General features: G+C 70.6%; 9 protein-coding genes. 6 read left to right on the top strand and 3 right to left on the bottom strand.

The features are described from left to right. Positions 1-25: 25 nt before the first annotated feature. Positions 26-1,804: a lytic transglycosylase domain-containing protein gene (locus tag BLW82_RS32200; protein ID WP_093504370.1), complete on the bottom strand. Its 1,779-nt coding sequence runs from the start codon at positions 1,802-1,804 to the stop codon at positions 26-28. Positions 1,805-2,116: 312 nt separating this feature from the next. On the opposite strand from BLW82_RS32200, the gene BLW82_RS32195 reads away from it, so the two are divergent. Next, the gene (locus BLW82_RS32195) at positions 2,117-2,956 is read left to right on the top strand and encodes a DUF4184 family protein (RefSeq protein WP_093504368.1); all 840 of its coding nucleotides are present in this window, start codon (positions 2,117-2,119) and stop codon (positions 2,954-2,956) included. Here the strand turns inward: BLW82_RS32195 and BLW82_RS32190 are convergent. Next, the gene (locus tag BLW82_RS32190; RefSeq protein ID WP_177233145.1) at positions 2,892-3,269 is read right to left on the bottom strand and encodes a hypothetical protein; all 378 of its coding nucleotides are present in this window, start codon (positions 3,267-3,269) and stop codon (positions 2,892-2,894) included. The genes BLW82_RS32195 and BLW82_RS32190 overlap by 65 nt on opposite strands. A 768-nt stretch (positions 3,270-4,037) precedes the next feature. Further along, complete coding sequence (gene polA, locus BLW82_RS32185) at positions 4,038-6,764, bottom strand: DNA polymerase I (RefSeq protein ID WP_093504366.1); 2,727 nt, start codon at positions 6,762-6,764, stop codon at positions 4,038-4,040. Between the two features lie 333 nt (positions 6,765-7,097). Between polA and BLW82_RS32180 the strand changes: the two genes are divergently transcribed. The 5 genes from BLW82_RS32180 (at position 7,098) to BLW82_RS32160 (ending at position 14,570) form a co-directional block, all read left to right on the top strand. Then, positions 7,098-9,392 (top strand): FdhF/YdeP family oxidoreductase, encoded by a 2,295-nt coding sequence (locus BLW82_RS32180; protein ID WP_093504364.1) that lies wholly within the window; start codon positions 7,098-7,100, stop codon positions 9,390-9,392. Positions 9,393-9,482: 90 nt separating this feature from the next. Then, complete coding sequence (locus BLW82_RS32175) at positions 9,483-9,977, top strand: PaaI family thioesterase (protein ID WP_093504362.1); 495 nt, start codon at positions 9,483-9,485, stop codon at positions 9,975-9,977. 549 nt (positions 9,978-10,526) lie between these two features. Next, a complete protein-coding gene (locus BLW82_RS32170; protein ID WP_093508395.1) occupies positions 10,527-11,735 on the top strand; it encodes a branched-chain amino acid ABC transporter substrate-binding protein in 1,209 nt (402 codons plus the stop codon). Positions 11,736-11,847: 112 nt separating this feature from the next. Then, complete coding sequence (locus BLW82_RS32165; RefSeq protein WP_093504360.1) at positions 11,848-12,786, top strand: branched-chain amino acid ABC transporter permease; 939 nt, start codon at positions 11,848-11,850, stop codon at positions 12,784-12,786. 5 nt (positions 12,787-12,791) lie between these two features. Then, complete coding sequence (locus tag BLW82_RS32160; RefSeq protein ID WP_093508394.1) at positions 12,792-14,570, top strand: branched-chain amino acid ABC transporter permease; 1,779 nt, start codon at positions 12,792-12,794, stop codon at positions 14,568-14,570. Positions 14,571-14,574 lie beyond the last annotated feature (4 nt).

The raw sequence follows: 14,574 nt of genomic DNA, 5'->3' as shown, positions 1-14,574 counted from the left end.
GCCCTGGTGGTCGTACGGCGGTGGATCAGGAGGAGGCGGAGCCGCTCGGGGAGGCGGAGGCGCTCGGGGAAGCGGGGGCCGAAGCCGGCGCTGACGCGGAGGCGCTCGGCGACGGACTCGGCGAGGGGTCGGCCGCGGCGACCGTCAGCTCCACGGTGAGCGTGGCACCACCCGTGGTGGTGATGCGGAGCAGGAACGTGCCGGTGGTGTCGTCCGCGTACAGCTGGGGCAGCGTGAGCAGGCCGTCCGCGTCCGTCTGGAGGTCCGTGAGGGTGCGGACGGCGTTGCCGTCGGCGTCCTTGAAGTAGGGGCCCTTGTCGTTCTCGCTCGTGTCGTCCGCCGACTTGATCAGCGTGGCGGTGGCGGCGACCTTGCCGGCGACGGCGCCCTGGTAGGTGGCCTTCGCCTGCACCTGGTCGGCGAACTCGCCGCCCGGGGTGCAGGTCGGCGCGGTGGTGTTGACGAGGGCGAGGGTGTCGGCGGCGCGCGCGGTGACGGTCGCGGTGTAGTCGACGCCCTTGACCGTACGGCCGACCACGCCGGTGCGGACCGTGAAGTCGCCGGTCTTCTCGCCCGCTTGGAGCGCCGGGGCGACGGCGACGCCCTTGCTGTCGGTGACGACGGCGGCGGTCTTCTCGCCGCCGCTGAAGGTCGCGTCCGTGTCCCCGACGATGGTGAAGCGGACCCGGACCTTGGCGACGGCCCGGCCGGTCTTGGTCTCCGCACGCGTGCTGATCTGCTTGCCGAACGCGTCGCCGGCCGTCGCCGTGAGTGTGGCGGTGCCCGCGTCCTCCAGGTGGTCCACGGTGTCGGTGGCGGTGGGCGGCGGGGTCGGCGTCGTGCCGGGGGCGCTCGGCGTGGGCTCGGTGGGCTTCGGCGTGTTCTGGGCCGGCTTCGGCGTGGAGCCGCCGGAACCGGAACCCGAGCCGGAGCCGGAGCCGGTCGAGCCGTCGCTGCGGTGCGAGGGCACCGTTCCCGTGCCGTCCGGGACGGAGTGGGTGCCCTTGCGGTAGAACTCGTACCAGGACAGGACCAGGTTGAGGTAGTCCTGCGAGTTGTTGTAGCTGAGGATCGCGCTGTTCATGTCGGCCTGGACGGACAGGTCCCAGCCGTTGCGGCACAGGTAGTGGCCGGCGGCGAGCGCCGCGTCGTAGACGTTGTTGGGGTCCTTGACGCCGTCGCCGTTGCCGTCGCGGCCCGCCCACGCCCAGGTCGACGGGATGAACTGCATGGGGCCGACGGCTTGGTCGTACTGGCTGTTGCCGTCGTACTTGCCGCCGTCGGTGTCCGGGATGAGCGCGAAGCCGTTGCCGTCGAGCTGCGGGCCGAGGATCCGGTGCAGGGTGTTGCCCTCGGCGTCCACGTCACCGCCGCGGGCCTGGCCGGACTCGACTTTGCCGATGGCGGCCAGCAGCTGCCACGGCAGGTTGCAGCCGGGCTTGGAGCCGCGCAGCTCCGCCTCGGCCTTCTTGTAGGCGTCGAGGACGGTGGCCGGGATGCCCGCCTCGGCCGCGCCGCGGGAGACGGCGGTGCCGATGCTCGGCGAGGAGGCCGTGGGGCTCGCGCTGGGGTTCGGGCTGTTCAGCGGCGGCAGGTCCGTGTAGTACGGCGAGTTGCCGGTGGCGCCGTCGGCCGAACCGGCTCCGTTGGGGGCGGAGGAGCTGGCGCCGGCATTGGCCTGTCTGCCCTTGTCTCCGGACGTGGCGCCCGGTGCCTGGGACGCGGACAGTGCCGCTACCGCCAACGCGGCCGCGGCGGTCGTCGCCGCTCCCTTGCGCAGCCGCCTGCCGAATTGCGCCGCCATAAGGTGAACCCCTCCCATGGACGCCTTCTGAGCGCCCGTCTCCGTCTGTCCGCTCGCCCTTGGTGTGACGGACGACCCGGTGCTGTGGTTGCCTCTGTTACCTCTTTCGCGTGGTGAGGTAGCGCATCCGGCCGTGCACGCCCGGGCGGCGACCCAGGCGACCCTACGACAACTTCCCTTCCGCGGACACCCGACGGTGCCCGATTTTCACCAGTTGGCCATCCTCCGTTGAACGGCGGTGGTGTCGCGGATACTTGTCGTACGCGATCACTTGTTCGGCGCTCCGGCCGACGACTGCTCCAGGGGGCCCGGGTGCCGTTCACTCTCAGCCACGCCGCCGCCGTGCTGCCGGCCGTACGCGGCGACGGGACCGGGCGCGGGCGGCTGGTGCCGGCGGTGCTCGTCGCGGGGTCCTTCGCGCCCGACCTCACCTACTACGCGGCGAGCGCGGTGCCGGGCGCAATGGAGTTCGGCGAGTTCACGCACTCCGTCACCGGTGTCCTCACCGTCGACGTGCTGTTCGCCTGGGCGCTGGTCGCGCTGTGGCTGCTGGTCCGGGAACCCCTCGTGGCCCTCGTGCCCCGACCCCGGCAGGGGCGGGTCGCCGCGCTGCTGCGCTGCGGGGCGCCACGCGAGCGTGCCGGGCTCTCCGCGGCCGCCTGGTGGTACGTCTCCGCCGTGCTCGGCGGGCTCACCCACGTCGTCTGGGACGCCTTCACGCACCACGGCCGCTGGGGGACCCGGCTGATTCCGGCCATCGGCCACGACCTCGCGGGCATGCCGCTGTACACCCTGCTCCAGTACGGCAGTTCGGTGGCCGGCGCGGCCGTGCTCGCCGTGTTCGCGGTCCGCGCGGTACGGCGGGCGCCGGCCGGGGAGCCGGTGGGGGTACCGCCGCTGTCGGTGCGGGACCGGTGGTGGGCCGGCGCCGGAATCGCCGGCTGCGCCCTGCTGGCGGCGGTGCAGCGGGCGGTGCGGTGGTGGGAGTACTGGGGGGCCGTGGCGAAGCCCTGGGAGCTGCTGCCGACGGTGCTCTTCGGAACGGGCGCGGGGCTGCTGCTCGGGGTGCTGGGGTACGCCGTGGCGGTCAGGGTGTGGCGTCCGGCTCCGGTGGCCGGCGACGTGCGGCGGAGTGCCTCGGCCGTTCGGTGAGGCTCGCCACGAACACGGTGATGGTGCGGGGGCGGCGGGGGCCGGGGAGCGCGTCGAGGAGCAACGCGAGGTAGCTGCGGGCCAGGTCGAACCACTGGCGCAGGTCGGGCCGGGCGCGGAGCTTGCGCCGGAGGCGGGTGACGGCTCGGCGCACGGTGACGGCGAGGTCGGCGGGGATGCGGGCGGAACTGGCGCCGGCCGCCAGGGCCGGGGCCGACGGGGACGCCGTGACCTGCGTGGAGGCGGAGGCGGAGTGGGCCTTGGCCGGGGGCCTGCTCTGGGGCGTCCGGCGGTGAACCATTCGTATACCCATGGCCGCATCCTTGCCGGTGGCAGAGGCCGAGGCGTTCTGACGGGGTCCACGCGAGTGACGCACCCGCACCCCCTTTCACTCCCCCGCCACTCGCCCATTAGCTCCCCCCGTCCCCTCCCCTTACTCCACTGCACCTTTTTCTCCACGGCTCCCCATTTCCTTCCTCCGCCGCAACGGCGAGCAGCGCCGCAGCGGCGCTTCCCGGCGGTGCCGGACCGGGTGCATCCCGTGGGTTCGGCACCGCCGAGAGCCGCCGTCGTGGCTGAGCACCGTTGCGGCGGAGGAAGGGGAGCGGCGGAGAAGGAGCTGGAAGGAGGGGAGGCCCGCGCCGTCGGGGTCAGGGAACGGCGCCCTCCGCCGGAGAACGACGCCTCCGCCGCAAGGCGGTGCCTTCTGCCGGAGAACGACGCCTCCGCCGCAAAGCGGTGCCTTCTGCCGGAGAACGACGCCTGCCGCCGCAAGGCGGTGCCCTCTGCCGGAGAACGACGCCCTACTCCGCAAAGCGATGCCCGCCGCCAGAGAACGACGCCTCCGCCGCAAAGCGGTGCCCTCTGCCGGAGAACGACGCCCTACTCCGCAAAGCGATGCCCTCCGCCAGAGAACGACGCCCTACTCCGCAAAGCGGTGCCTTCCGACGCCTCCGCTGCAAAGCGGACGCTCTGCCGGAGAACGACGCCTGCCCCCGCAGAGCGGTGCCCTCCGCCGGAGGACGACGCGCTCTGTTGGGCGCTGGGGAAGTGTGCCCTCTGTCGGCTCTCGCCGTAGGTGTCAGTGGGCTGCCGATTCCCAGTCCGGGCCCACGCCCACCGAGACGTCCAGGGGTGCCCGGAGGTGTACCGCGTTGGCCATCTGGTCGCGGAGGACGGCTTCGACCCGGTCCCGCTCGCCGGGGGCGATCTCCAGGACGATTTCGTCGTGGACCTGGAGGAGCATGCGGGACTTCAGGTCCGCTTCGCGCAGCGCGCCGTACACCCGGAGCATGGCGATCTTGACGATGTCGGCAGCCGTCCCCTGGATGGGCGCGTTGAGTGCCATCCGCTCGGCCGCCTCCCGGCGCTGCCGGTTGTCGCTGTTGAGGTCGGGAAGGTAGCGGCGGCGCCCGAAGAGCGTCGCCGTGTAGCCGGTGGCGCGCGCCTCGTCGACGACGCGGCGCAGGTAGTCGCGGACCCCGCCGAACCGCTCGAAGTACGTGTCCATCAGGGCCCGTGCCTCCCCCGCGTCGATGTTCAGCTGCTGGGAGAGGCCGAAGGCGGACAGACCGTACGCGAGGCCGTACGACATCGCCTTGATCTTGCGGCGCATCTCCGCGTCGACGGCCGACCGGTCGACGGAGAACACCTGCGAGGCGACCGTGGTGTGCAGGTCCTCTCCGGAGGTGAACGCCTCGATCAGGCCCTCGTCCTCGGAGAGGTGGGCCATGACACGCAGCTCGATCTGGCTGTAGTCGGCGGTCATGAGCGACTCGAAGCCCTCGCCCACGACGAAGCCCCGGCGGATCGCGCGGCCCTCGTCGGTGCGGACCGGGATGTTCTGGAGGTTCGGGTCGGTGGAGGAGAGGCGGCCGGTCGCGGCGACGGTCTGGTTGAACGTGGTGTGGATGCGGCCGTCGGCGGCGATGGTCTTGATCAGGCCCTCGACCGTGACCCGCAGCTTGGCCTGCTCGCGGTGCCGCAGCATGATCACCGGGAGCTCGTTCTCCGTCTGGCCGGCGAGCCAGGCGAGCGCGTCGGCGTCGGTGGTGTACCCGGTCTTGGTCTTCTTCGTCTTCGGGAGCGCCAGTTCGCCGAAGAGGACCTCCTGGAGCTGCTTGGGCGAGCCCAGGTTGAACTCGTGGCCGGCCGCCGCGTGCGCCTCCTTCACGGCCTGCTGCACCGCGCCCGCGAACATCTGCTCCATCGCTTCCAGGTGCGCGCGGTCGGCGGCGATGCCGTGCCGCTCCAGCCGGGCGAGCAGGGCGGAGGTGGGCAGCTCCATGTCACGGAGGAGGTCCGCGGCGCCGACCTCCTGGAGCCGGGCCTCGAAGGCCTCGCCGAGGTCGAGGATCGCGCGGGCCTGGATCATCAGCGCCTCGGCCTCGGCGCCGTCGTCCGCACCGAACGCCAGCTGGCCGTCGGCCGCGGCGGCCGGGGCCAGCTCGCGGTGCAGGTACTCCAGGGACAGCGCGTCCAGGTCGAAGGAGCGTCGGCCGGGCTTGACCAGGTACGCGGCGAGCGCGGTGTCCATGGTGACGCCCTCGATGGTCCAGCCGTGCTCGGCGAAGACCCGCATGGCGCCCTTGGCGTTGTGGAAGACCTTGGGCCGGGCGGCGTCGGCCAGCCAGGCCGCCCACGCGTTCTCGTCGGCCTCGTCCAGCTCGGCGGGGTCGAACCAGGCCGCCGCTCCCCCGGCCGCGGCCAGGGCGACCTCGGCGACCGAGCCGGTGCCGAGCGCCCAGGTGTCGACGGTGGCGACGCCCAGCGGCCCGGTACCGTGCTCCGCGAGCCAGCCGGCCAGCTCGCCGGTGCCGAGCACGGTGCCGTCGACCTCCACGCCACCTTCGGCGACCGGCGTGGACTCGGCCTCCTCGGCGCCGGGGTCGACGGCGTAGAGCCGCTCGCGCAGCGACGGGTTGCGGATCTCCAGGGTGTCCAGGATCATCGCGACGCTCTTGCGGTCGTACGGCGCGCGCTCCAGGTCCGCGACCGTCTTCGGCAGCTCCACGCCGCGCTCCAGCTCGGTGAGCCGGCGGTTGAGCTTGACGGACTCCAGGTGGTCGCGGAGGTTCTGGCCGGCCTTGCCCTTGACCTCGTCGACACGCTCCACCAGCTCGGCGAAGGAACCGAACTGGTTGATCCACTTCGCGGCGGTCTTCTCGCCGACGCCGGGGATGCCGGGGAGGTTGTCGGACGGGTCGCCGCGCAGAGCGGCGAAGTCCGGGTACTGGGCGGGCGTCAAGCCGTACTTCTCGAAAACCTTCTCCGGGGTGAACCGGGTCAGCTCGGAGACGCCCTTGGTCGGGTAGAGGACCGTGGTGTGCTCGGTGACCAGCTGGAAGGAGTCGCGGTCGCCGGTGACGATCAGGACCTCGAAGCCCGCGGCCTCGGCCTGGGTGGCGAGGGTGGCGATGATGTCGTCGGCCTCGAAGCCCTCGACGGCGAAGCGCTGCGCGTGCATGGCGTCGAGCAGCTCGCCGATCAGCTCGACCTGGCCCTTGAACTCGTCCGGGGTCTTGGAGCGGTTCGCCTTGTACTCGGTGAACTCCTCGGAGCGCCAGGTCTTGCGCGAGACGTCGAACGCCACCGCGAAGTGCGTGGGCGCCTCGTCACGCAGGGTGTTGGCCAGCATCGACGCGAAGCCGTAGATCGCGTTCGTCGGCTGGCCCGTCGCGGTCGTGAAGTTCTCCGCGGGCAGCGCGAAGAACGCGCGGTACGCCAGCGAGTGCCCGTCCATGAGCATCAGCCGGGGACGGGGGCCGCCGGGGGTCTTGTCGGTCTGCTTCGCTGCTGTCTCTGCCACGCCCCCGATCCTGCCACGCCGCACTGACAGTGAGGGCCGACGGCCGGGAGTGCGGTGAGCTCGGCACTGCCGGACAGCGCCGTCGTGGCTGATCGCCGCGGCGGCGGAGAAACCCGGCGGCGGCTTCGAAGCGGGGAGAGGGCGGGGAGAGGCGGACCGGCGGCCGCAGGTCGGCCGCGGGGACGGCGGGACCGGACGGGGTGCCGGGAGAGCGCGGCTCTGTCAGGCATTGGTTCCGCCTCCGCCGGGCAGCCCGTACTCGATCGTCGTCGCCGGCGCGTGCGACTATCGGGTGCACAGGGCAGTGGTGCCGGCGTAGAGGGAGAGCGTGCGATGGCGACGAAGCCGCCCAAGGAGGACCCGGTTCAGGACGCGCCGGAGGTCGCGGAGCCGAAGCACGCGGCCGCGGGGCTGCCCGCGATCGGCCACACGCTGCGCATCGCCCAGCAACAGATGGGTGTGAAGCGCACCGCGCTGACGCTGCTGCGGGTGAACCAGAAGGACGGCTTCGACTGCCCCGGCTGCGCCTGGCCGGAGCCCGACCACCGGCACACGGCCGAGTTCTGCGAGAACGGCGCCAAGGCGGTGGCCGAGGAGGCCACCCTGCGCCGGGTGACCCCCGAGTTCTTCGCCGCGCACTCGGTCGCCGACCTGCACCACCGCAGCGGTTACTGGCTCGGCCAGCAGGGGCGGCTCACCCACCCCATGTATCTCGCCGAGGGCGCCGAGCACTACGTGCCGGTCGACTGGGAGCGCGCCTTCGACATCATCGGCGAGGAGATCGCGGCCCTCTCCTCGCCCGACGAGGCGGTCTTCTACACCTCGGGCCGGACCAGCAACGAGGCCGCGTTCCTGTACCAGCTGTTCGCCCGCGAGCTGGGCACCAACAACCTGCCGGACTGCTCCAACATGTGCCACGAGTCCTCGGGCTCGGCGCTGAGCGAGACCATCGGCATCGGCAAGGGCAGCGTCAGCCTCGAGGACCTGTACAAGGCCGACCTGATCATCGTCGCGGGGCAGAACCCGGGCACCAACCACCCCCGGATGCTCTCCGCGCTGGAGAAGGCCAAGGCCAACGGCGCGAAGATCATCAGCGTCAACCCGCTCCCGGAGGCCGGTCTGGAGCGGTTCAAGAACCCGCAGACCCCGCGGGGCATGGTCAAGGGCGCCGCCCTCACCGACCTGTTCCTGCAGATCCGCATCGGCGGCGACCAGGCCCTGTTCCGGCTCCTCAACAAGCTCGTGCTGGAGACCGAGGGCGCGGTCGACGAGGAGTTCGTGCGCGAACACACCCATGGATACGAGGAGTTCGCGACCGCGGCCCGCGCCGCCGACTGGCACGAGACGCTCACCGCGACCGGACTCACCCGCGAGGAGATCGAGAAGACCCTCGCCATGGTGCTCGCCTCGGAGCGCACCATCGTCTGCTGGGCCATGGGGCTCACCCAGCACAAGCACTCGGTGCCGACGATCCGGGAGGTCGTCAACTTCCTTCTGCTGCGCGGCAACATCGGCCGGCCGGGCGCGGGCGTGTGCCCGGTCCGCGGTCATTCGAACGTGCAGGGCGACCGCACGATGGGCATCTTCGAGCGGCCGGCTCCGGCCTTCCTGGACGCCCTGGAGAAGGAGTTCGGCTTCGCGCCGCCGCGCGAGCACGGCTTCGACGTCGTCCGGGCCATCCGCGCGCTGCGCGACGGCGAGGCGAAGGTCTTCTTCGCGATGGGCGGCAACTTCGTCTCCGCGACGCCCGACACGGAGGTCACCGAGGCGGCGGTGCGCCAAGCCCGGCTGACCGTGCACGTGTCGACGAAGCTCAACCGCTCGCACGTCGTCACGGGCGCGCGGGCGCTGATCCTGCCGACGCTCGGCCGGACCGAACGCGATCTCCAGGGCAGCGGCGAGCAGTTCGTCACCGTCGAGGACTCCATGGGCATGGTGCACACCTCGCGCGGCCGCCTGGAGCCCGCGAGCCCGCACCTGCTGTCGGAGCCGGCCATCGTGTGCCGGCTGGCCCGCCGGGTGCTCGGCGAGAACAGCCGTACGCCGTGGGAGGAGTTCGAGAAGGACTACGCGACGGTCCGGGACCGTATCGCGCGCGTGATCCCCGGCTTCGACGACTTCAACGCGCGCGTGGCGCACCCGGGCGGCTTCGCGCTCCCGCACGCCCCGCGGGACGAACGGCGCTTCCCGACGGCCACCGGCAAGGCGAACTTCACGGCGGCGCCGGTCGAGTATCCCGAACTGCCCGAGGGGCGGCTGCTGTTGCAGACGCTGCGCTCGCACGACCAGTACAACACCACGATCTACGGCCTGGACGACCGCTACCGGGGCATCAGGAACGGCCGCCGGGTGGTCCTGGTGAACCCGGAGGACGCGCGGCTGCTGGGCGTCTCCGACGGGTCGTACGTGGACCTGGTCGGCGAGTGGAAGGACGGTGTGGAGCGCCGAGCTCCGGGCTTTCGGGTGGTGTACTACCCGACCTCCCGGGGCTGCGCGGCCGCGTACTACCCGGAGACCAACGTGCTGGTGCCGCTCGACTCGACGGCGGACATCAGCAACACCCCGGCCAGCAAGTCCGTGGTGATCCGTCTGGAGGCCGGTGTGCCGCACCCGAGAGCCGCCGTCTGAGCGCCCGCTCAGGGCGTCTGGAAGAATCGGCGGCCGACTGAGCGTTTGCTCAGCCGAGAGAGACAGCCGCACGACGAACGGAGCCGGCCCATGGGCGAGCAGCAGCACGTGAAGTTCCCGCAGGAGGTCATCGACGAGTACGCCTCGCTCGGCATTGACCTGGGGGCTCTGTTCTCGGCGGGCCACCTCGGCAACCGGATGGGCGTGCAGATCGTGGAGGCCTCGGCGGAACGGGTCGTCGGCACCATGCCGGTGGAGGGCAACACCCAGCCGTACGGGCTGCTGCACGGCGGTGCCAGCGCGGTGCTGGCGGAGACCCTGGGCTCGGTCGGTTCGATGCTGCACGGCGGCAGTTCGAAGATCGCGGTCGGCGTCGACCTGAACTGCACGCACCACCGCGGCGCCCGCTCCGGCCTCGTCACAGGCGTGGCCACGCCTGTGCACCGGGGGCGTTCGACGGCGACGTACGAGATCGTGATCAGTGACGAGGAGGGGCGGCGGGTGTGCAGCGCACGCCTGACCTGTCTGCTGCGTGACGTGCGCCCGGGCGACGAGGTCCATCTCCAGCAGGGCACCGGCGCCTGAGTGGCAGCCGGCGGGCGGAGGGCCTCGGCGCCACGCGCCGAGGTCAGCGCCCGGTAAGAGAACGCCGGGGTGGCCGGCGCCGCGCACCCCGCCGGGAAATGCGAAAAAGTTCCGAAGGCTTGACTTTCTTTCCTCGGAGTAACTCTACGTAATACGCGTGTAATCTGCATTCGCCGTTTCACCCCAGTTCCCAGCGTCCGCCACGTCTCCCGCCTGCCTCGAAAGTCGCCCACAGCAACGGCCTGATGTCATGGCCAAAACCGTCGAGACGCCTGAACGGATCATGCCGGGTCCTGCAGGTTCTCAGAATGCGGACGGGGCGAATCGGGCTCAATTCCTGCTTTCCCCCCACGATGTACCGCTCTGCATTACCTCGTGTCATAACAAGAGCGTCACAGCCTTCGACAAGCACTCCTCCACGTTCCTCACCCGCGCTTAGAGTCACGGCCAGTCACCGCTCCATAGGGAGTTCGGTACCGGCGCGGCATCCGTCGTTCCCTGCGAGGGGGCGCATGCCCGCGGAAAGGATCGATTGTGCGACAGCGTTCTCTGGTGATTCTTACCTCCGTGCTGACCACCGGAGCCCTGACCCTCACGGCCTGCGGCTCCCGCGGCGACAACAGCAAGAGCGGCGACAGCGGCAACGTGACGGTCACGATCGGCGTCGACGCCCCGCTGACCGGCCAGAACTCCGCCACGGGTCTCGGCATCCAGTACGGCGCCCAGATCGCCGTCGACGACGCCAACAAGAACAAGACCGTCCCGGGCGTCACCTTCAAGATCAAGCCGCTGGACGACAAGGCGATCCCGGCCACCGGCCAGCAGAACGCCACCCAGCTCGTCTCGGACAAGACGGTGCTCGGCGTCGTCGGCCCGCTCAACTCCGGTGTGGCCACGCAGATGCAGCAGGTCTTCGCCACCGCCAACCTGGTGGAGATCTCGCCGTCCAACACCAACCCCGAGCTGACCATGGGCAAGAACTGGCAGACCAGCCCGTCCCGCCCGTTCAAGACGTACTTCCGCACCGCGACCACCGACGCCCTCCAGGGCGCCTACGCGGCGGACTACGCCTTCAACGTCGCCAAGAAGAAGAAGGCGTTCGTCGTCGACGACAAGCAGACCTACGGTGCGGGTCTGTCGAAGATCTTCTCGGAGCAGTTCGCCAAGCAGGGCGGCAAGGTCATCGGCACCGACCACGTCAACACCGGTGACCGCGACTTCTCCACCCTGGTCACGAAGATCAAGAGCTCGGGCGCCGACATCCTCTACTACGGCGGCCAGTACGACGAGTCCGAGGTGCTGACCAAGCAGCTGAAGGCCGCGGGCGCCAACATCCCGCTGTTCGGCGGCGACGGCATGTTCACCCCGACCTACATCCAGACCGCCGGCAAGGCCTCCGAGGGCGACCTGGTGACCTCGATCGGTGTCCCGGTCGACACCCTGCCCGCCGCCAAGGACTTCGTGGCCACCTACAAGGCCAAGAAGTACCCCGGTGACTACGGCACCTACGGCTCGTACTCCTACGACGCCACCACCGCGATCATCAAGGCCGTCGGCAGCGTCGTGAAGGACGGCAAGATCCCGGACGACGCCCGCTCCCAGATCGTCAGCGCCGTCCAGAACACCTCCTTCGAGGGCATCTCGGGCAAGATCTCGTTCGACCAGTACGGCGACACCACGAACAAGCAGCTGACCGTCTACAAGGTCGTCAGCGGTGCGTGGAAGTCCGTCCAGAGCGGTGTGGCCACGCCGAAGTAACCGGCCACACCACCACATCGCACCACCAGGGCCGCGCGGCACAGACCAACCGTCACCGCGCGGCCCGCCCTCTACGCCCCCCTGACTCTCCCCACCACATGGAGGCCATGCGGTGAACACCCTGCCGCAGCAGCTGGCCAACGGGCTGTTCCTCGGCTCGATGTACGGTCTGATCGCCATCGGCTACACGATGGTGTACGGCATCGTCCAGCTCATCAACTTCGCCCATGGCGAGATCTTCATGACCGGAGGCTTCGGCGCCCTCACGGTCTACCTTCTCCTGCCGGACGGCATATCCATGTGGGTAGCCCTGCCGGCGATGCTCATCGGCGGCGCCCTGGTCGCCGTCCTCATCGCCGTCGGCGCCGAACGCTTCGCCTACCGGCCACTGCGCGGCGCACCACGCCTCGCCCCGCTGATCACCGCGATCGGCCTGTCGCTCGCGCTCCAGCAGGCGGTCTTCAACTGGTACCACGTCGACGGCGACGCCAAGACCGCCCGGGTCTTCCCCCAACTGCCGTTCGGGCCACTGCACATCGGCTCCGTGACCGTGCAGAGCGGTGACATCTTCCTGATCATCGCCGCCCCGCTGTGCATGGCGATCCTCGCCCTGTTCGTCCGGCTCTCCCGCACCGGCCGCGCCATGCAGGCCACCGCCCAGGACCCGGACACCGCCCAGCTGATGGGCATCGACACCAACCGCATCATCGTCGTCGCCTTCGCGATCGGCGGCTTCTTCGCGGCCGTCGCCGGTGTGTCGTACGGCCTCAAGTACGGCTCCGTCTCCTACGACATGGGCTTCATCGCCGGTCTGAAGGCGTTCACCGCGGCCGTCCTCGGCGGCATCGGCAACATCTACGGTGCCATGCTCGGCGGCCTCGTCCTCGGCATCGCCGAGGCCATGGCCACCGCCTACATCGCCAACATCCCCGGCATGCAGCAGCTCGGCGGTGGCGGCTGGGCCTCGGTGTGGGCCTTCGTCCTGCTGATCCTCGTCCTCCTCTTCAGACCACAGGGTCTGCTCGGCGAACGCGTCGCGGACAGGGCGTGAGCACCATGACCGACACCACCAACTCCCCGGCCACGGCCGAGCGCGGGCCCGTCCCGCTGCCGCTGGCCGCCGCCCGGCTGCTCGTCGTCGTCGGTGCCGTGGGCACCGTCGCCAGCACCTTCATGAGCTGGACCTGGACGTCCGACTTCCCCGGCGACCTGACGGTCTACGGCTACCCGGCCGGCCTGCAGATCCTCGCCCTCGTGGGCGGTGTCCTCACCCTGCTGTTCGGGCTGACGCTCTGGGACGTCAAGTGGCTGCGCTGGCTGAACCCCGCGGGCGCCACCTCCCCGGTCTTCCTGACAGCGCTGTCGGCCTTCGCCGTCTGCTGGTTCACCGGCATCGCCATCGCCGTGGACCTCGGCGGCCTGGTCAACCTCGACCCGGGCGCCTACGTGGCCATGGCCGCCTCCGCGCTGCCCGTCGTCGGCGCCCTCGCCCTGCCCCACCCGGCCCCCGGCAGCGGCTTCCGCGGCTACCTGACCAAGCCTCAGCTGCCCGCTCCCGGCAAGGCGTCGCCGCTCGTCGAGCGCCTCGTCCTCACGGTCGGCGTCGCGCTCGGCCTGCTGACCTTCTCCTACGGCATCGGCATCGACAACGACGCCAGCGAGACCTTCATCGGTTACCTCCTGCTGCTCGTCTTCGCCGCCTGGGGTCTGATGCACACCGGCCTCGTCGACCGCTTCGCGACCACCGCGGCGCACCACAAGGGATTCGCCTCGGCGCTCGCCTTCGTCGCCGCCGTGGCCTTCCCGTTCACCCAGAACGACGATCACAACGCCAACGTCGGCGTGAACATCCTGATCTTCGCCACCGTCGCCCTGGGCCTGAACATCGTGGTCGGCCTGACCGGTCTGCTCGACCTCGGTTACGTCGCGTTCCTCGGCGTCGGCGCCTACGCGGCCGCCCTGGTCTCCGGCTCGGAGTACTCCCGGTTCTCCGGTGTGCACTTCCCGTTCTGGGCCGCCGCCCTCACCGGCATGGCCGCCTCGCTGGTCTTCGGTGTGCTGATCGGCGCGCCGACGCTGCGACTGCGCGGCGACTACCTGGCGATCGTCACGCTCGGCTTCGGTGAGATCTTCCGGATCACCGTCAACAACCTCGACGGCACCTCCGGACCCAACATCACCCGCGGCCCCAACGGCATCACCCAGATCCCGGACCTGAACATCTTCGGGTTCAACCTCGGCGAGTCGCACGACGTCCTCGGGCACACCCTGGGCAGGTTCGCCAACTACCTGTTCCTGATGCTCATCGTCACGGCGATCGTCGTGCTCGTCTTCACCCGCGCCGCCGACTCCCGTATCGGCCGCTCCTGGATCGCCATCCGCGAGGACGAGACCGCCGCCACCGCCATGGGCATCAACGGCTTCCGCGTCAAGCTGATCGCCTTCGCCCTCGGCGCCTCCCTCGCGGGCCTCGCCGGCACCGTGATGGCGCACGTCAACTACAGCGTGAACCCGCAGCCGTACCAGTTCGCCGGCGCCGCCCCGCCCAACTCGGCCTTCCTGCTGGCCGCCGTCGTCCTCGGCGGCATGGGCACCGTCAGCGGCCCGCTGCTCGGCGCGAGCGTGCTCTACCTGGTCCCGGAGAAGCTCCAGTTCCTGCAGAACTACGAGCTGTTCGCCTTCGGCGTCGCGCTGATCCTGCTGATGCGGTTCCGGCCGGAGGGCATCATCGCCAACCGCCGCCGCCAGCTGGAGTTCCACGAGACCGGCCAGCTCGACGTACCGGCCCAGGCGACGCTGAGCGACGATCCGGCCGTCACCAAGGCAGGGGCGTAAGGAC

Source organism: Streptomyces sp. Ag109_O5-10, from assembly GCF_900105755.1.
In the GTDB taxonomy this organism is placed as follows: domain Bacteria; phylum Actinomycetota; class Actinomycetes; order Streptomycetales; family Streptomycetaceae; genus Streptomyces.
The sequence above is the reverse complement of the archived record's forward strand: the minus strand, read 5'-3'. Positions and strand labels throughout refer to the sequence as shown.